This window comes from Paracoccus aminovorans, assembly GCF_900005615.1.
GTDB lineage: Bacteria > Pseudomonadota > Alphaproteobacteria > Rhodobacterales > Rhodobacteraceae > Paracoccus > Paracoccus aminovorans.
The window spans coordinates 338,043-355,800 of sequence record NZ_LN832559.1 but is presented as its reverse complement, the minus strand read 5'-3'; the positions used below and the strand labels follow the sequence as shown (position 1 = coordinate 355,800).

The following is a 17,758-nucleotide window of genomic DNA, read 5'->3' as shown; positions in this document are numbered from 1 at the left end:
AGAGCCCTCATGGCCAATACCCAAGCCGTTACCGACGCAGATTTCGACAGCGAAGTGCGCCAGTCCTCGACCCCCGTCGTCGTGGATTTCTGGGCGGAATGGTGCGGCCCCTGCCGCCAGATCGGTCCCTCGCTGGAGGAGCTGGCCGCCGAATACGAGGGCCGCGTCAAGATCGTCAAGGTGAACGTGGACGAGAACCCGGAAAGCCCGGCCGCCCTGGGCGTGCGCGGCATCCCGGCGCTGTTCCTGTTCAAGGACGGCCAGGTGGTCTCGAACAAGATCGGCGCCGCGCCCAAGGCCGCGCTGAAGGCCTGGATCGACGATTCGATCTGATCGGGACGGATTTCGCGAAAAGGGGCGGCGGGTCAGATCGGCCAGCCGCCCTTTCGCATGGCGGCAAGGATGCGCTCGGGCGCCTCGGGCCGGCTGGCGTTAATCGACTGTTCCTGCAGGAACCACCACAGATAGCGGGCGTAATCCGGGGCGTGATGGTCCGTCGCCGCCAGCGCCGGGCCGGCACCCAGCCGGGCCACGTTCAGCCCGATGTGGTGAAAGTCGATCTGGCCGAACAGCACCGCCGGCTTGCCGAGGATGTAGCCGTCGAAGGCGACGCCGCTGTTCTGGGTCGCCACGAAGGCGCAGTCGCGCAGCAGGGCCGCGGTGTCTCCGCCGAGGTGCAGGTTCGGATGGCGCGCGGTCAGCCGGTCCAGCGCGGCATGGTCGGCGGCGTCGTAGCGTTCCCTGGGATGCAGCGTGGCGACCGTGGGCCGGCCGATGGCCGCCACCTGTTCCAGCATCTGAACCGGGCTCATGGTCTGGAAAGACCGGCAGCGGCGAAGATGCCCCTGCAGCGGCACCAGCACCGGGCCGGTTCGCGTGGGTGATGGACCGGGCAGCACCCGGGCGCGCAGGTTCCGGGCGAACTCCTCGGCCGGGGCCGGGTCCACCGCATCGGGGTCGAAACGGGCCTGCGCGACCCGGAAGCGCCAGCGCTGCTGCGTCGTCTCGATGCGCCAGAACGGGTAGTGATAGGCGCGGCGAAAGGTCAGCGCCCGGTCATGCGTCGGCGGCTGCATGTGAAACAGGGCGTAGCCGTCGCGGCGGGGCGCGGCGCGGCGCGCCTCGGGGCCGGTCTCGTGCCATTCGACGCGCCAGCCGCGGGATTCGACCGCGGCCTTCAGCACGTTGAGGAAATTCATCTTGCCTGCCCGCGTCATGCGCAGCAGCGGGCCTTCCAGATAGACGCGCAGGATCGGGGCTTGGCTCATGGCGCGCAGGCTAGCGGCAGGGCGGCGGCGGCGGAAGGGCCGGGTTGCGAAAGGGGCAGGGCGGTCCTATCTGACCCGCAAGAGGAATACGGAGAGCATCATGTCCGACGAGAAGTTTCCCGGCTGGCACGGCACCACGATCCTGGCGGTGCGGCGGGGCGGCAAGGTCGTCGTCGCCGGCGACGGCCAGGTCAGCGTCGGCCAGACGGTGATGAAGGGCACGGCCCGCAAGGTGCGCCGGCTGAAGCCCGGCGGGCATGACGTGGTGGTGGGCTTCGCCGGCTCGACCGCCGATGCCTTCACCCTGCTCGAACGGCTGGAGAAGAAGCTGGAGGCGGCGCCCGGGCAGCTGGCGCGGGCCTGCGTCGATCTGGCCAAGGATTGGCGCATGGACAAATACCTGCGCAACCTGGAAGCCATGCTGATCGTCACCGACGGGCGCGACATCTTCGTGGTGACCGGCGCCGGCGACGTGCTGGAGCCCGAGCATGACGTGGCCGCCATCGGCTCGGGCGGCAATTTCGCCCTGGCGGCGGCGCGGGGGTTGATGGAGAGCGACCTGGACGCCGAGGCCGTGGCGCGCAAGGCCATGGCGATCGCCGCCGACATCTGCGTCTATACCAACGGCAACCTGACGGTCGAGGTGCTGGGGTAGGGAGGGGCCTTGCCCCTCGGCCCGTGCCGGGCCTCACCCCAGAGTATTTTTCGGAGCGGAGAAATGGCGGTCCTGCTTTGGGCGATGCCATGGCGCTTGTGTCGAAAGCGCCGGGCTGCGGGGTGGCTTCGGCCGGGGGTTTCGGCGCCGGGGAATGCGGCGATTCGGGCGGGGGCTTCGGTTGAAACCCGTGGGGCGCGGTTCTAAGTGATGCGCAGATGAGACAGGAGCCTCGAATGTCCGACCTGACCCCGCGCGAGATCGTGTCCGAACTGGACCGCTTCATCATCGGCCAGAAGGACGCCAAGCGCGCCGTGGCCGTGGCGCTGCGCAATCGCTGGCGGCGCCGGCAGCTGGGCGACGACCTGCGGGACGAGGTCTATCCCAAGAACATCCTGATGATCGGCCCGACCGGCGTCGGCAAGACCGAGATCAGCCGCCGCCTGGCCAAGCTGGCCCGCGCGCCCTTCCTGAAGGTCGAGGCGACCAAGTTCACCGAGGTCGGCTATGTCGGCCGCGACGTCGAGCAGATCATCCGCGACCTGGCCGATGCCGCCATCGTCGAGACCCGCGAGCGCATGCGCGAGGAGGTCAACGCCCGGGCGCACAAATCGGCCGAGGATCGCGTCGTCGCGGCCCTGGCCGGCGAGGGCGCGCGCGAGCAGACCCAGCAGATGTTCCGCGACAAGCTGAAGCGCGGCGAGTTGGACGACACCGTGATCGAGCTGGAGGTGCAGGACAATTCCAACCCGTTCGGCATGATGGACGTGCCCGGCCAGCCGGGCGGCATGGGCGGGATGATGGACCTGTCCGGGCTGATGAAGGCCTTTGGCGGCCGGCGGGTGCGGCGCAAGGTGACCGTTTCGGAAAGCTACGATCTGCTGATCGCCGAAGAGGCCGACAAGCTTCTGGACGACGAGGCGGTCAAGGCCGCCGCGCTGGAGAGCGTGCAGGAGAACGGCATCGTCTTCATCGACGAGATCGACAAGGTCTGCGCCCGCAGCGATGCGCGCGGCGGCGACGTCAGCCGCGAGGGGGTGCAGCGCGACCTGCTGCCGCTGATCGAGGGCACCACGGTTTCGACCAAATACGGGCCGGTGAAGACCGACCATATCCTGTTCATCGCCTCGGGGGCCTTCCATATCGCCAAGCCTTCGGACCTGCTGCCCGAGCTTCAGGGCCGCTTGCCGATCCGCGTCGAGCTGCGGGCGCTGACCGAGGAGGATTTCATCCGCATCCTGACCGAGACCGACAACGCCCTGACCCGGCAATATACCGCGCTGATGGCGACCGAGGGCGTCGAGGTCGGATTTGCCGAGGACGGCGTGCGGGCGCTGGCGCGGATCGCGGCCGAGGTGAACGGCTCGGTCGAGAATATCGGTGCGCGGCGGCTTTACACCGTAATCGAGCGGGTGTTCGAGGAGCTTTCCTTCAGCGCGCCGGATCGTTCGGGCGAGAAGGTGGTGGTGGATGCGGGCTTCGTCGAGCGGCATCTGGGCGATCTTGCGCGCTCGACCGACCTGTCGCGCTACGTGCTCTAGGGAACCGTGGGGCGTTCCCGTCGTTGTCTCGGCAGTCAACGGACGGGACGCCCATGAGCTATCTTTTCGGCATCATCATCTTCGCCCTGGATGTCTGGGCGATCGCCTCAATCATCAACACCAATGAAACCACGACCACCAAGCTGATCTGGATCGCGCTGGTCGCCATCCTGCCGGTGGTGGGGCTGATCATCTGGTGGCTGGCCGGACCCAAGGCGAATTACCGCTAGGGCTTTCCCAATATCCGTCGCGGTGGCATGCTGCGCCCGGTTCGGAACGGGACGGGCGGAACATGCCGAGGCGGGTCATTCTTGCGCTGTTGCTGGGGCTTGCGGCCTGTGGTCCGCGGGGCGAGATCACCATGGCCCCCGAGGCGGCGGAGGTCGGCACGGTCGAGCGGATCTATGTCGCCAGCAATCGCACCTTCGACGGCAGCCGGCACGAAGGGGTCAGCTTCGGCCGGGTCGATGTCTCGGTGCCGCCGCAACGCAAGCCGGGCTCGATCACCTATCCCCGCAAGGGCGCGAAGCCGGACCCGGGGACGGATTTCCTGGTCTCGGGCTATGCGCGTTTCAATCGTCCGCAGGACTTTCGCGCCGACCTGCGTCGCGCCGTGGCGGCGAGGCCTCAGGGTGATCGAGATGTTGTATTGTTCGTGCATGGCTACAACAACACCTTCGCCGAGGGCTTGTATCGCTTTGCCCAGATCGAGCGCGACCTGCGCCTGCCGGGGGTGCCGATGCATTTTTCCTGGCCCTCGCGCGGCAGTCCGCTGGCCTATGCGGCGGATCGCGACAGCGTGCTCTATTCCCGCGACGGGCTGTCGCGCAGCATCCAGATCGCGACCGAAGCGAGCGGCGGCAAGGCGATCCTGGTCGCGCATTCCATGGGCGCCCTGCTGCTGATGGAGAGCCTGCGCCAGATGGCCATCGCCGGCGACCGCCGCACGCTGGACCGGATCGGAGCGGTGGTGCTGCTGTCGCCCGACATCGACGTGGGCGTGTTCCGCACCCAGGCCCGCGCCATCGGCAGGCTGCCGCAGCCCTTCATCATCTTCACCTCGGGGCGGGATCGGGCGCTGAACCTGTCGGCGCTGATCTCGGCCGAGCCGGTGCGGCTGGGCAACCTGACCGATGCGCGGCCGGTGGCGGACCTGCCGGTGACGCTGGTCGATGTCGGCGCCTTCAGCAGCGGCGACGGCCATTTCAACGTCGCGACCTCGCCGGCGCTGATGCGGATCCTGACGCAGGCGCAAGAGTTGAACAGCGTGTTCTCCTCGGACGTGGGCGGCGGGGTCGGGCCGCTGACGCGGGCCGCGCTGCATGTCGAGCGCGCGGCGCAGATCGTGATCTCGCCTTCGTTCTGACTAGCGGCGCAGATAGACGTAATAGGCGCCCTCGCCGCCATGGCGGCGGTGGGCGGGGCGGATCTGCAGCACGACCTGGTTCAGCGGCGGCATGTGCAGCCAATGCGGCACGTTGTGGCGCAACGCGCCGGGCCGTACCGGCAGCGGCGCGTCCGGGCCGCCCTCGCGTCCCTTGCCGGTGATGACCAGCACCAGCCGCCGGCCCTCGGCCCGGGCCTGGAGGATGAAGCGGGTCAGCACCGGCTGGGCGATGTTCAGCGTCATGCCGTGCAGGTCGATCCGCGCCTCGGGCGCCAGCTTGCCGCGGGTCATCTGGCGATGGGTCTTGTGGTCCATGCGCAGCGGCTGGGCATGCACGGTTTGCGGCGGTGCGGGCGACAGGTCGATGCGGATGGCGGGACCGCCGAGCGTCCGGCCGCCGATGCGCAGCTCTGCCAACGGCAGCGGGGACGGCGGCGGCGCCATGGGCCGGGGCGGTTTGAGCGTCGGCTCGGGCAGGGGCAGGTCGTCGGGCTTGCGCGCGGGATGCATCGGCACCGCGGAGGCGGCGACGCGGGACCAGAGGGCCTTGTCCTCGGCCGAAAGTCCGCGCCGCTTCCTTGCCATGGCTCAGGCCGTGGCGATCAGTTGCCAGTTCGGATCGTCCTCGCCCATGCGGCGGGCGAAGGTCCAGGTGTCGCGCTGCTTGCGCGCGGCCTTGGGGTCGCCCTCGACCACATTGCCCTGGGCGTCGCGCGTGGCGACGATCATCTCGCCGACGAAGCGCACGGAAAGCTGGGCCATGCCGGTGGCAGGGGTGAATTCGGCCCCGGCCAGCCCGGTTTCGCGGGTGCCCAGGAACTGCGCCTCGGTGGTCAGGCCGCGGGCCTCGCGGTCGGCGATCACCGTCTCGAAGGCCTCAGCCACCTGGGGCGCTAGGAAGCCGCGCACCTCGGACAAGTCGCCGCGCTCGAAGGCCATCAGGATCATCTCATAGGCCGATTTCGCCCCGGACAGGAACGGGCCGACGGCAAACTCGGGCTCGGCGCGCTTCATCTGCTCCAGCGCCCTGGCGATGGGGCTGCCCGGCTCGGCATGATCGGTAATGTCGCTGTCGCCGGCTTCGGCCGAGCCATCGATCACGTCGAAGCGCTTGCGCGGGGCCGGCTCCTCGGGCAGGCGCGGCGTCTCGAACCCGTCGCGCGTGCCCAGGACCCCGCGCAGGCGCAGGATCAGGAAGACGGCGATCGCGCCCAGGACGAGAAGTTGCAGCAGAGGGTTCGACATGGACGGGCCTAATGCGCTTTGTAACCGGGGTTTCGATGCTTATGTAGGGTGAGGACCGGGCCAAGTCCAGTTTTGGCGCCGGATTTTGGGAAGTGCCGGAAGGGGAAAACCGTCGATGTGGCTGCTGTTGCCGTTCGTGATCCTGCCGATCGTCGAGATCGCGCTGTTCATCCAGGTGGGCGGGCTGATCGGCGTCCTGCCGGTGATCGCGCTGGTCCTGGGCTCGGCCGCGCTGGGCGTCGCCGTGATGCGGCGCCAGGGCGCGCGGGCCGTGCTGGACATCCAGCAGGCGATGCAGGAGTTTCGCGATCCCGGCCGGCCGATGGCGCATGGTGCGCTGGTGATGATCGCCGGGCTGCTGCTGGTGGTGCCGGGGCTGTTCACCAGTACCCTGGGGCTCTTGCTGCTGATACCGGCCGTGCGGTCGCTGGTGCTGCGGCGGATGGCGGCGCGGGTCCGGGTGTCGACCAGCGCCTATGGCTATCGCCAGGGCTATCCTTCCGAGGCCGACCTGGGCGCCGATCCGGCCGGCTTTCGTCCCGGTCGCGGCTGGCGCGACGAAGGCGTGATCGACGGCGAATATTCGGTGCAGGACGATCCGCCCGCCCCGGTGCGCGAGGGGCTGACCGACCAGCGCGGCGACGGCGGCCGGCCCGGCGGCTCGGGCTGGACGCGGCATTGAGCGCGGGGCGCCGGGGTGCTAGAACCCCGGCAAATCCGAGGAGAACTCAATGAGCGACGAGAACAACAACGGTGCCGCGGCTCCCGACGCCCAGGCCGGCGTGCGCCTGCAGGTGCTGACGCAATACATCCGCGATCTGTCCTTTGAAAACGCCGTGGCGCAGAAGGGTCTGCCCGCGGGCGACGTCCAGCCCGAGATCAGCGTGCAGGTCAGCCTGGATGCCCGCAAGCGCCCGACCGAGCACCAGTACGAGGTCATCAGCAAGTTCCGCGTGCAATCGACCAATGCCGGCGACAAGGCGCCGCTGTTCCTGTGCGAACTGGACTATGGCGGCATCTTCCACGTCGAGGGCGTGCCCGAGGACCAGCTGCACCCCTTCCTGATGATCGAATGTCCCCGGATGCTGTTTCCCTTCGTGCGGCGCATCGTTTCGGACATGACCCGCGACGGCGGCTTTCCGCCCTTCAACATGGACCCGATCGACTTCGTGGCGCTGTACCGCCAGGAGATCGCGCGCCGCATGCAGGCCGAAAGGCCCGCCGACCAGCCGCTGTCCTGACGCCGATCACTTCTGCGTGAGAATGCTCCCGGGGCCCGTGGCGGATGCGTCGCGGGCCCTGCCTCGTCCCAGACCTGACAGGAGAACGCCATGGCCAAAGCCGCGAAACGCGCTTGGCAGCGCATGCTGTCGGGGCGCCGGCTGGACCTGCTGGACCCCACGCCCGTGGATATCGAGATCGCCGACATCGCCCATGGCCTGGCCTTCGTGGCGCGCTGGAACGGCCAGACCCATGGCGACTGGGCCTATAGCGTGGCCGAACATTCGCTGCTGGTCGAGCAGATCCATGCCAGGACCGAGCCCGAGGTCGAGCCGCGCTGGCGTTTGGCGGCGCTGCTGCACGACGCACCGGAATATGTGATCGGCGACATGATCTCGCCCGTGAAGGCGGCTTTGGGCCGGGAATATGGCGAAATGGACTCGCGGCTTGCCGCCGCGATCCATCGCCGTTTCGGATTGCCGGCGCAATTGCCCGTGGCGGTGAAACGCGCGATCAAACGTGCCGACCGGATTTCCGCCTGGCTGGAAGCGGTTCAGATCGCGGGATTTTCGCGCGCCGAAGCGGATCGGCTGTTTCCGGTTCCGGATCCGGCGCTGGTTCAGGGCCTGGAAATAACGCTGCGTCCGCCGCGGGAAACCCGCAGCGCCTATCTCGCGCGTTTTGATGCATTGATCCAGGAAATGGACCGGGCCGGGTGAAATCCCGGAATAAAGCCCCCGCAAATGAATGCGGAGGCTTCGGCTTTCAGATTTCCAGTTCTTCCAGCTTCTTGCCGGTGTCCAGCGCCTCTTGCACCCAGCGCGGCTTGCGGCCGCGGCCGGTCCAGGTCAGCGAAGGATCCTGCGGATTGGCATATTTCGGCGCCACCTTGCTGCGTGCCTGTTTCGCGATGGTCAGTTCGGCAAGATTGAACCCGAATTCCCGCGCCGCGGTTTCCGCCGCAGCCAGCGCCTCGCGTTTGCGGCGGTCCTCGAAGGTGGAAATGGCGCGGTCCAGCTTGTTGCGCAGGTCGCGCAGGTCTTTCAAGGACATTGCGTCCAAATCGATGTTCATATCGGTGTCCTGGTTTGGCAGTTTGTGGACACCAATATTTCCATCCGTTTTGGAAATGCAACGGTTTTCGAGACGCCAATTATTAACGCGGGCTGCGCTTGGCTAAAATCCGCTGCAATGTGCGCCTGTGCATATGCAATCGGCGCGCGGTTTCGCTGACATTGCGGTCGCATTGCTCATAGACGCGCTGGATATGCTCCCAGCGCACGCGATCTGCCGACATCGGCGTTTCGGGCGGCGGCGGCAGCATCTCGCCGCGCGACAGCAGCGCGCGGGTCACGTCGTCGGCATCGGCGGGTTTCGAGAGATAATCCGTCGCACCCATCTTGACCGCGGCCACGGCGGTGGCGATGGCGCCATATCCGGTCAGCACGACGATGCGCGCATCGGCCCGCGCATCGCGGACGGCATCGACCACGTCCAGGCCGTTGCCGTCCTCCAGCCGAAGGTCGACCACGGCAAAGGCGGGCGCGCTTTCCGCAAGCAGCTTGCGCGCCTCGGCCACCGATGCGGCGCGGCTGACTTCGAAGCCGCGCTTTTCCATTGCCCGGGCCAGCCGGTTCAGAAAGATCTCGTCGTCGTCCACCAGCAGCAGGCTGGGGTCGGGTCCGATCTGGAATTCCTCGGCCATATTCATCCCTTGCAGTTTGCATTTTGATTAGGAGGTTTTTCGAGCCCGGTCAAATCCGGACGCCATTGCGCAACCCGGTGTCAGGCCGGAACCGGGCGCAAATCGCCGATTCACCAAAAGCCCCGCGCCGTCGGGCCGGAGAATGTGCCGGCTTCTCTGTCCGGCCCCTTTGCATTGATCGGCCCGGCGGCGAAGGCTATCAATGCCGAAGCCAGCCCGAAACCGGAGATTTCGCGTGTCCATCGGCCTTGTTTCCCGCCGCATCGACCTTTTGCCCGGCCAGCCGGGGCCCGAGCCGATCCGGCTGCGCACGCTGATCCTGCTGCGCTGGGTCGCCATCGCCGGGCAATTGGCGGCGGTGGGGGCGGCCCTGGCCATCGGCGCGGAATTTTCCCTGGTTCGGGTGCTGGGGGTCATCGGGCTGGCGGTGGCGTTGAACCTGTCGCTGTCGCTGCGGCCGGGACGGCGCATCACCGGGCGCGAGGCGGCCTGGCAGCTGGGCTTCGACCTGGCGCAGATCGCGGCGCTGCTGGCGCTGACCGGCGGGCTTGAAAATCCCTTCGCGCTGCTGCTGCTGGCGCCGGTGACCATCGCTGCGACGGCGCTGCCCGGCAGGCACCTGCTGGCGCTGGGAACGGCGACCTTCGTGATGGTGACCCTGGCCGCGGTCTTTGCCCAGCCGCTGAGCTTCCACGCCACCCGGCTGTCGCTGCAATATCCGCTGCTGGTCGGGCATTGGTTCGCGCTGGTGATCGGCGCGCTGTTCTTTTCCTCCTTCGCCCGGCTGGTCGCGGCCGAGGTCAGCGCCACCTCGGACGCGCTTTTCGCCGCGCGCATGGCGCTGGAGCGCGAGCAGAAGCTGCAGCACCTGGGCGGCGTGGTCGCCGCCGCCGCGCATGAGCTGGGCACGCCCCTGGCCACGATCAAGCTGGTCAGCGCCGAGCTCTCGGACGAGCTGTCCGACGCCCTGCCCGAACGCGAAGACCTGGCCGAGGACCTGGCCTTGCTGCGCCAATCCGCCGACCGCTGCCGGGACATCCTGAAATCCATGGGCGGGGCCGGGCGCGACGATCTGCTGATCCGCTCGGCGCCTTTGTCCGAGGTGCTGTCCGAAGCCGCGGCCCCGCATCGCGACCGCGGCGCCCAGATCGAAATGCAGGCGGCGGAGGAAAATCCCATTGTCCACCGCGACGCCGCCGTCATTCACGGGCTGCGCAACCTGATCCAGAACGCGGTGGATTTCGCCTCGGACCGGGTGACGGTGCAGACCGGCTCGGACCGGCGCGAGATCTGGGTGCGGATCATCGACGACGGCCCGGGCTTTCCGCCGGCGCTGCTGCCGCGCATCGGCAGCCCGTTCCTGACCACCCGCCCCCGGGCCGAGGACGGCCGCAGCTACGAAGGCATGGGTCTGGGCCTGTTCATCGCCAAGGCGCTTCTGGAGCGTTCGGGCGCGCGGCTGCGCTTCGGCAATGGCGCCCGGGGCGCCGAGATCACCGTGATCTGGCCGCGCACGCTGATCGAGGCCGACAACCGCGAGGCTCTGGGGCCGAACCCGCAGATTCTCGGCTGATTTCCCGGTCGCGTTAACCACTTCTTAAATTATCGCGCTATAGTTGAATATGTCTGGTTTGATGACGGGTGTACGCGATGGTTGCGCATTTCCTGATCGCCTTTGCCGCGGCGGCCCTGGCCGTTGCGCTGGCGCTGCTGCTGATGCGGCTGGTGGGGCAACGCCTCGCCGGCTCGGGCGGCGGGCGCGGGCTGGAACGCGGGATCGAGCCCATCGTCTTTCTGTTCCGCCACCAACTGCTCTTGGATGCGACCGGGCCGGCGCGGGCGCTGCTGGCCGGGCTGCCCGGCGACGGCGACTGGCAAAGGCTGACCTGCTGGCTGGGAATGCGCCTGCCCGATTTCGGCGCCGTGCTGCCCGACCTGGGCGGCGCCGCCCGGCTGGAGTTCGAGGAACGTGGCCGTCCCCGCCCCCTGCGCCTGCTGGCCGAGGATCTGGGCGACGGCATCCTGCGCCTGACCCTGGCCGATCCGGCGGCGGAAAACGCCGGCATCCTGGTCGATTCGCTGTCGCTGGGCGCCATGGAGCAAGAGCTGGAAATCCTGCGCAGCACCATGGACCATTCGCCGATGCTGGCCTGGCGACAGGACGGGCAGGGACAGGTGACCTGGGCGAACTCGGCCTATCTGGACCTGGCCGAGGCCAAGGCGCCGGACCAGGTGCTGTGGCCGCTGCCGCAGCTGATCGACCTGACTCCCCGGTCCCCGGCCGGTGGCAGCGGCGCCCGCCGTGTGCAGGTCGATCATGCCGGGCAAAGCCGCTGGTACGACTGCCATGTCCATGAGGTGGCCGGGCAGACCGTCGCCATCGCCCTGCCTGCCGATGCCGCGGTCCGCGCCGAACGCGCCTTGCGCGAATTCGTCCAGACCCTGACCAAGACCTTTGCCGACCTGCCCATCGGCCTGGCGATCTTCGACCGCGACCGCAACCTGCAACTCTTCAATCCGGCGCTGATCGACCTGACCGGGCTCGCCACCGGCTTCCTGACCGCGCGGCCGACGCTCTACGCCTTTCTCGACCGGCTGCGCGAGGCGCGGATGGTGCCCGAGCCCAAGGACTATCGCAGCTGGCGCAACCAGATGGCCTCGCTGGAAGCGGCGGCGTCGTCGGGCCATCACGTCGAAATGTGGTCGCTGCCCGGCGGCCAGACCTATCGCGTCACCGGCCGGCCGCATCCCGACGGCGCGGTGGCCTTCCTGTTCGAGGACATCACCTCGGAAATCTCGCTGACCCGCAAGTTCCGCGCCGACCTGTCTCTGGGCGCCGAGGTGCTGGATTCGATCGAGGATGCGGTGGCGGTCTTTGCCGCCAATGGCGAGCTGCTGATCTCGAACCGCCGCTATGCCGAGCTGTGGGGCTCGGGCACCCCGGCCACGCTGGACGACCACCTGGCGATCTGGACCCGCGCCTGCGGGCAAAGCCCCGGCCTTGCCGCCTTGCGCGAGGCGCTGAATGCGACCTTGCCGGACGAGCCGATGCGCGGCGCCATGGCCGGCCCCTCGGGCGGGCTGTTGTCCTGGGGGCTGCGGGCGCTGTCGGGGGGGCGGCTGCTGCTCAGCTTCGCCGCGCCGGTTCCGACGCTGCCGGTCGGCCGCGACCCGGGCCGCCTGCCCGATCCGGCCAAACCCGCCACCGCTGCGCCGATGCCCCGTGCCCTGACCGGATGACGCCCGGCCCTTGCCCTTCGCGCCGCTCTGCGCTTCCTTGCGCGAAAGCGGACGGAGGCGCGGATGCATGACGACCAGGGCGGACAGAGCGACATGACCGTGGCGCCGGACATGCTGGCGGGACGGCGGGTGCTGTTCGTGATGGCGCTGGAGGCCGAATACGGCCCGCAGCTGCGCGCCCGCATCGCGCCGCTGATGACCGGCGTCGGCCCGGTCGAGGCGGCGGTGGCCCTGACCGCCGCGCTGGCGGAACTGGCGGCGTGCGGGGAACTGCCCGAGCTGGTGGTCTCGCTGGGCTCGGCCGGGTCGCGGCAGCTGGAACAGGTCCGCGTCTATCAGGTATCGTCGCTGGAATATCGCGACATGGATGCCTCGGCCCTGGGGTTTCCCAAGGGCGAGACCCCGCTTCTGGGCCTGCCCGCGCGGCAGGACCTGCCGCATCGCATTCCGGGCCTGGCCGCGGCCAGCCTCGCGACCGGGGCCAGCATCGTCAGCGGCGCCGGATACGAGGCGGTGGCGGCGCAGATGGTGGACATGGAAAGCTATGCGGTGCTGCGCGCCTGCCAGCGCTTCGGCCTGCCGCTGATCGGCCTGCGCGGCATTTCCGACGGCGCCGAGGAATTGCGGCAGCTCTCGGACTGGACGCAATATCTGCATCTGGTCGACCGCAACCTGGCCGAGGCCGTGGACCGCCTTGCCGAGGCGCTGGAATCCGGCGCCCTGACGCTGGCGCCGCTGCCGCGAGCCGTCCCGTCTGGAGCCTAGCCGGCGTCGGCCTGTCGAAGCCTGGTCTTTATCATCATTGGCCGAATAAGGAAGCGCTGCTGCTCTCGATCGTGGGGATCACGGGCGCGCTGCTGCTGCGGCAACTTGAGGACGTCAAGGCGGCGACCGCGGATCCCGAGCAGCGGATGCGTCTTTTCATGCGCGGCCGGATCGCGGTCGTCGCGCGTCACCAGGACCTGTTCACCGTGACCTGGCAGGAACGCGCGATCCTGGGGTCGGGCAGTTACAGCCGCCTTGCCGCCACCGCCGAACGGTATCGAGACAGCGTCCGCAGCCTGATCGACGATGCGAAAGAGGCCGGGCTGATCCGACCCGAGGTCGATACGCATCTGCTGATGCTGGCCATCGACGGCATGACCGGCTGCGCCTATTTCTGGTATCGCGAACAAGGCGCGCTGCGCCCGGCCGAGATCGGCGATGCCTTCCGGGACATGCTGCTGGGCGGGGTTGCGGATCCGGGTCTTCCGGGCCCGGATATTGCCGCAAACTGAAACGGCGGATGGACCGCTTGGCGTCGTCGATTTCGCGAATCGTGTTTCATTTCATGATGGCGGGACCGCATCGGCATTCACGGCCGGTGCGAAGCCGATATGGAAATGACGCGGCAGCAGGGCCGAGATTGATTTCTACCCTATGCGGGGGAACGGCGTTTCTCGGATCCTTGTGCGATTTTCCTTTCTGCTTCGCATTAGAATAAATGAGAAAATGTCCAGTCTTGCCGCTTTTCCCCCAGTTTTCCTAATGCGATGTCGCTGAACATTCTCCTTTGCGGGGGTGTTCCGTCGGAGATTACCAAAGATGGCGAAGGGCCCCGGCGGGGGCCGCGCACAGGAGGGCCGCGCCATGAAACCGACATTCAAGCTCGAAGGCATCTACACGCCGCTGATCACCCCGTTCCACGCCGACGGCGGCATCGACTTCGACGGTCTGGCCGATCTGGTCGAGCATCTGGTCGCGGGGGGCGTGCACGGGTTGATCTCGGGCGGCTCGACCGGCGAGAACTATGCCGAGACCGTCGAGGAACGCCTGGAGCTGGCCCGCTTCATCGCCGAGCGCAGCGCCGGCCGGCTGCCGGTCATCGTCGGCACCGGCGCCATGCGCACCCCCGACAGCATCGCGCTGGCCGAAGGCGCGCGCGCGATGGGCGCCGATGCGATCCTGCTGGCGACGCCGCCCTATTCGGTGCCGACCGAGGCCGAGAACGCCGCCAATGCGCTGGAAATCGACCGCGCCGCCGGCCTGCCGGTCATCCTCTACAACTACCCCGGCCGCATGGGCGTCAGCATGGGGCGCGCGTTCCTGGACATCGTCGGCGCCTCGGAAAACGTCGTCGGCATCAAGGAAAGCTCGGGCGACGTGAACCGCATCCACACGCTGGCCTGCGACTATCCGAACATCCAGATGAGCTGCGGCATGGACGACCAGGCGCTGGAATTCTTTGCCTGGGGCGCGCGCAGCTGGATCTGCGCCGGCTCGAACTTCCTGCCCGAGGAGCATGTCGCGCTGTATGAAGCCTGCGCCGTGCGCGGCGATTTCGCCACCGGCCGCCGGATCATGACCGCGATGATGCCGCTGATGGGCGTGCTGGAGCAGGGCGGCAAGTTCATCCAATGCGTCAAGCACGGGGTCGAGACCGCCGGGCTGCGCGCCGGGCCGATGCGCCCGCCGCTGCAGGGGCTGAACGCCGATGAAAAGGCCGAGCTGGAAGCGGTGATCGCGACGCTGAAGACCGCCGTCGCCGCCATCGTCGAGGGGGAATGACATGACCGACCTTCTCGGCACTTCCGAATACAAGGCCATCGCGGCCGGGCTGTCCTTCCCGACGCAGGCCTTCATCGACGGCGGCTTCCGGCCGGCGCTGTCGGGCAAGACCTTCACCACCACCAACCCCGCGACCGGCGAGGCGCTGGCCGAGATCGCCGCCTGCGACGCGCGGGACGTGGACCTGGCCGTCGCGGCCGCCCGCGCCGCCTTCGAGGACGGGCGCTGGTCCAAGCTGCATCCGGGCGAGCGCAAGGAAACGCTCTTGCGCCTCGCCGCGCTGATGCAGGAACACGCCCGCGACCTGGCGGTGCTGGAAAGCCTGGACGCCGGCAAGACCATCTTCGACTGCGAGACGGTCGATGTGCCGGAAACCATCCATGTCATCCGCTGGCACGCGGAACTGATCGACAAGATCTACGACCAGGTCTCGCCGGCCTCGGCCAGCCATATCGCGATGGTGGTGCGCGAGCCGGTGGGCGTCGTCGGGCTGGTGCTGCCCTGGAACTTCCCGCTCTTGATGCTGGCCTGGAAGATCGGCCCGGCGCTGGCCGCGGGCTGTTCGGTGGTGCTGAAACCGGCGGCGGAGACCACGCTCAGCACGCTGCGCGTCGCGGAACTGGCGGCCGAGGCCGGGCTGCCGGCGGGCGTCTTGAACATCGTCACCGGCTCGGGCTCCGCGGTGGGCGAGCCGCTGGGCCGGCACCCCGACGTCGACATGGTCAGCTTCACCGGCTCGACCGCCACGGGCCGGCGGTTCCTGAACTATTCGGCCGACAGCAACCTCAAGGAGGTGGTGCTGGAGCTGGGCGGCAAGAACCCCTGCGTGGTGCTGGACGATGCCGAGGACCTGGAGGCGGTGGCGGCGCATGTCGTCAACGGCGCCTTCTGGAACATGGGGCAGAACTGCTCGGCCGGCTCGCGGCTGATCGTGCAGCGGGGCATCCGCGACCGGCTGCTGGACAAGGTCCGGGCCGAGGCCGCGACCTGGCTTGTCGGCGATCCGCTGGACCCGGCCATCCGGGTCGGCTCGCTGGTCAGCCAGGCGCATTTCGACAAGGTCGCCGGCTATCTGGAAGCCGCGCAATCCGAGAATATCCTGTTCGGCGGCAGGATCGTCGCGCCGGGCTTCATCGAGCCGACCGTCGTGGAAACCGCGCGCGATTCGAAACTGGCGGTGGAAGAGATCTTCGGCCCGATCCTGACCGTGGTGGTGGTGGACAGCGTCGACGAGGCCATCGCGGTCGCGAACGACACCGAATATGGGCTGGCGGCCTCGATCTTCTCGGCCAACGGCAGACGGGCGCTGCGCGGCGCCCGCGCCCTGCGCGCCGGCACGGTGACCGTCAACAGCTTCGGCGAGGGCGACGTGACCACCCCCTTCGGCGGCTACAAGCAATCGGGCTTCGGCGGGCGGGACAATTCGATCCACGCCCATGACCAGTATACACAGCTCAAGACCATCTGGATCGACCTCACCGACCATGCGGCGGGCGACTGATGGCCCGGCATGACGCGATCCGCACCCCGGTCTTCAACGGCCCGGCCGGGTGGAGCGCGATCCTGCCCCCGGCCGCGCCCCGCGCGCGGCTGCAGGGCGCCGCGGGCTGCGACATCGCCATCGTCGGCGCGGGCTTCGCGGGGCTGTCCGCCGCGCGGCGCCTGAAGCAGATCGACCCGGGGCTGGACGTCGCGATCCTGGACGCCGCGCGGATCTCGGAAGGCGGCACCGGGCGCAACTCGGGCTTCATGATCGACCTGCCGCACGAGCTGACCTCGTCGGACTATGCCGGCGCGGGCGACGGCCACGACCGGCAGCTGACGCGGCTGAACCGCCATGCCATCGACTTCGCCGACGCGGCGGTCGAGGAATACGACATCCCGCGCGGCTGGTTCCAGCGCGCGGGCAAGATCAACGCCGCCGCCTCGGCCGCCGGGATCGCCGGCAACGTCAGCTATGCCGCGCACCTGCGCCGGATGGGCGAGGCGCACGAGCTCTACGACGCCCGGCAGATGAAGGAGATCACCGGCTCGGACCATTACCAGGGCGGGCTCTATACCCCGGGCACGGCGATGATCCAGCCGGCGGGCTATGTGCAGGGGCTGGCGGCCGGGCTGGAGCGCGCCGGCGTGCGGATCTACGAGAACGCGCCGGTGCTGCGCCTCGAAAGCGGCGCGCAGGGCTGGCGGGTCGCGACCGCGCAGGGCGAGATCCTGGCGCAGCGGCTGATCCTGGCCAACAACGGCCATCTGGAAAGCTTCGGCTTCAAGCGCGGGCGGCTGATGCACATCATGCTGAACGCCTGCATGACCGAGGAACTGCCGCCCGAGGCGATCCGCGCGCTTGGCGGCCAGGAATGCTGGGGCGCGACGCCGGCCGATCCGATGGGCACCACCGTGCGCCGCATCGGCCCCGCGCAGGGCGGCCACCGCATCGTGATCCGGCAGGGCGGCTATTACCGGCCCGGGATGCGGACCAGCGCCCGCGACCTGTCGCGGCTGGTGGCGATCATGCGGCGAAAGTTCGACGTCCGCTTCCCGATGCTGAAGGGGATCGGCTTCGAGCATGCCTGGTCGGGGCATCTGTGCCTGTCGCGGAACGCGGTCTCGGTGATGCGCGAGCTGGAACCGGGGCTTTACGCGGCCTGCGTCCAGAACGGGCTGGGCACGGCGCGGGGCACGCTGACCGGCATCGGCGCGGCCGAGCTCGCCTGCGGGCGCAAAAGCGCGGTGACGGAATTCTTCGCCGCCGAAGCCGAACCCGCCCGACTGCCACCCCATCCCTTCGACACAATCGGCGCAAACGCCTATATGCGATGGAAAGAATGGAAGGCGAGGCAGGATTAAGGCCTGCCCTCTGGAGCCGACGGCGAGGCGCGAGGATTTCCCGCCGCGCCCTGTGTGCCAGCCCCCCAATTTGCATGCGTTCATGACCCTGCGGAGGAGCCA

General features: G+C 68.6%; 20 protein-coding genes. 15 read left to right on the top strand and 5 right to left on the bottom strand.

The window, feature by feature from the left end; translation table 11 throughout:
- The first annotated feature begins 9 nt into the window (after positions 1-9).
- Positions 10-333, top strand: a complete 324-nt coding sequence (gene trxA / locus JCM7685_RS01815; RefSeq protein ID WP_074969835.1) for a thioredoxin — start codon at positions 10-12, stop codon at positions 331-333.
- Positions 334-365: 32 nt separating this feature from the next.
- Here trxA and JCM7685_RS01810 read toward each other — a convergent pair whose 3' ends face one another.
- Positions 366-1,268 (bottom strand): protein kinase family protein, encoded by a 903-nt coding sequence (locus JCM7685_RS01810; RefSeq protein ID WP_074969833.1) that lies wholly within the window; start codon positions 1,266-1,268, stop codon positions 366-368.
- Positions 1,269-1,368: 100 nt separating this feature from the next.
- Between JCM7685_RS01810 and hslV the strand changes: the two genes are divergently transcribed.
- The 4 genes from hslV to JCM7685_RS01790 all read left to right on the top strand — a co-directional run bounded on the left by hslV (position 1,369) and on the right by JCM7685_RS01790 (position 4,830).
- Positions 1,369-1,923 carry an ATP-dependent protease subunit HslV gene (gene hslV, locus JCM7685_RS01805; protein WP_074969830.1) on the top strand — a complete coding sequence of 185 codons (555 nt, stop codon included), beginning with the start codon at positions 1,369-1,371 and terminating at the stop codon, positions 1,921-1,923.
- A 236-nt stretch (positions 1,924-2,159) separates the two neighbouring features.
- Complete coding sequence (gene hslU / locus JCM7685_RS01800) at positions 2,160-3,464, top strand: ATP-dependent protease ATPase subunit HslU (protein ID WP_074969828.1); 1,305 nt, start codon at positions 2,160-2,162, stop codon at positions 3,462-3,464.
- A 53-nt stretch (positions 3,465-3,517) separates the two neighbouring features.
- Positions 3,518-3,694 carry a PLDc N-terminal domain-containing protein gene (locus JCM7685_RS01795; RefSeq protein ID WP_074969826.1) on the top strand — a complete coding sequence of 59 codons (177 nt, stop codon included), beginning with the start codon at positions 3,518-3,520 and terminating at the stop codon, positions 3,692-3,694.
- Positions 3,695-3,756: 62 nt separating this feature from the next.
- Positions 3,757-4,830: an alpha/beta hydrolase gene (locus JCM7685_RS01790; RefSeq protein ID WP_074969824.1), complete on the top strand. Its 1,074-nt coding sequence runs from the start codon at positions 3,757-3,759 to the stop codon at positions 4,828-4,830.
- Here JCM7685_RS01790 and JCM7685_RS01785 read toward each other — a convergent pair whose 3' ends face one another.
- Entirely contained in the window at positions 4,831-5,436 is a 606-nt protein-coding gene (locus tag JCM7685_RS01785; RefSeq protein ID WP_074969822.1) for a Smr/MutS family protein, read from the bottom strand.
- 3 nt (positions 5,437-5,439) lie between these two features.
- Entirely contained in the window at positions 5,440-6,096 is a 657-nt protein-coding gene (locus JCM7685_RS01780; RefSeq protein WP_074969820.1) for a Tim44/TimA family putative adaptor protein, read from the bottom strand.
- 115 nt (positions 6,097-6,211) lie between these two features.
- On the opposite strand from JCM7685_RS01780, the gene JCM7685_RS01775 reads away from it, so the two are divergent.
- From JCM7685_RS01775 to JCM7685_RS01765, 3 genes are all read left to right on the top strand, one after another.
- Entirely contained in the window at positions 6,212-6,778 is a 567-nt protein-coding gene (locus tag JCM7685_RS01775) for an FxsA family protein (RefSeq protein WP_074969818.1), read from the top strand.
- Positions 6,779-6,827: 49 nt separating this feature from the next.
- Positions 6,828-7,337, top strand: a complete 510-nt coding sequence (secB, locus tag JCM7685_RS01770; RefSeq protein ID WP_074969816.1) for a protein-export chaperone SecB — start codon at positions 6,828-6,830, stop codon at positions 7,335-7,337.
- A 90-nt stretch (positions 7,338-7,427) separates the two neighbouring features.
- Positions 7,428-8,036, top strand: a complete 609-nt coding sequence (locus JCM7685_RS01765) for an HD domain-containing protein (protein ID WP_074969814.1) — start codon at positions 7,428-7,430, stop codon at positions 8,034-8,036.
- Between the two features lie 46 nt (positions 8,037-8,082).
- On the opposite strand, the gene JCM7685_RS01760 is transcribed toward JCM7685_RS01765, so the two are convergent.
- Entirely contained in the window at positions 8,083-8,391 is a 309-nt protein-coding gene (locus JCM7685_RS01760; RefSeq protein WP_074969812.1) for an H-NS histone family protein, read from the bottom strand.
- 82 nt (positions 8,392-8,473) lie between these two features.
- Positions 8,474-9,022 carry an ActR/PrrA/RegA family redox response regulator transcription factor gene (locus JCM7685_RS01755; protein ID WP_074969887.1) on the bottom strand — a complete coding sequence of 183 codons (549 nt, stop codon included), beginning with the start codon at positions 9,020-9,022 and terminating at the stop codon, positions 8,474-8,476.
- A 235-nt stretch (positions 9,023-9,257) separates the two neighbouring features.
- Here JCM7685_RS01755 and JCM7685_RS01750 point away from each other — a divergent pair, with 235 nt between their 5' ends.
- The 7 genes from JCM7685_RS01750 (at position 9,258) to JCM7685_RS01715 (ending at position 17,656) form a co-directional block, all read left to right on the top strand.
- Entirely contained in the window at positions 9,258-10,595 is a 1,338-nt protein-coding gene (locus tag JCM7685_RS01750; protein WP_074969810.1) for an ActS/PrrB/RegB family redox-sensitive histidine kinase, read from the top strand.
- A 77-nt stretch (positions 10,596-10,672) separates the two neighbouring features.
- The gene (locus JCM7685_RS01745; RefSeq protein WP_074969808.1) at positions 10,673-12,262 is read left to right on the top strand and encodes a PAS-domain containing protein; all 1,590 of its coding nucleotides are present in this window, start codon (positions 10,673-10,675) and stop codon (positions 12,260-12,262) included.
- Between the two features lie 63 nt (positions 12,263-12,325).
- On the top strand, positions 12,326-13,027 hold the full coding sequence (locus JCM7685_RS01740; protein WP_231964673.1) for a 5'-methylthioadenosine/S-adenosylhomocysteine nucleosidase: 702 nt from the start codon (positions 12,326-12,328) through the stop codon (positions 13,025-13,027).
- Between the two features lie 71 nt (positions 13,028-13,098).
- On the top strand, positions 13,099-13,539 hold the full coding sequence (locus JCM7685_RS19780; RefSeq protein ID WP_074969806.1) for a hypothetical protein: 441 nt from the start codon (positions 13,099-13,101) through the stop codon (positions 13,537-13,539).
- A 352-nt stretch (positions 13,540-13,891) separates the two neighbouring features.
- Positions 13,892-14,809 (top strand): dihydrodipicolinate synthase family protein, encoded by a 918-nt coding sequence (locus JCM7685_RS01725; protein ID WP_074969805.1) that lies wholly within the window; start codon positions 13,892-13,894, stop codon positions 14,807-14,809.
- 1 nt (position 14,810) lies between these two features.
- Positions 14,811-16,310: an aldehyde dehydrogenase gene (locus JCM7685_RS01720; protein ID WP_074969803.1), complete on the top strand. Its 1,500-nt coding sequence runs from the start codon at positions 14,811-14,813 to the stop codon at positions 16,308-16,310.
- Positions 16,310-17,656 (top strand): NAD(P)/FAD-dependent oxidoreductase, encoded by a 1,347-nt coding sequence (locus JCM7685_RS01715; RefSeq protein ID WP_074971023.1) that lies wholly within the window; start codon positions 16,310-16,312, stop codon positions 17,654-17,656. The genes JCM7685_RS01720 and JCM7685_RS01715 overlap by 1 nt, the downstream gene beginning before the upstream one ends.
- The last annotated feature ends 102 nt before the right edge of the window (positions 17,657-17,758 follow it).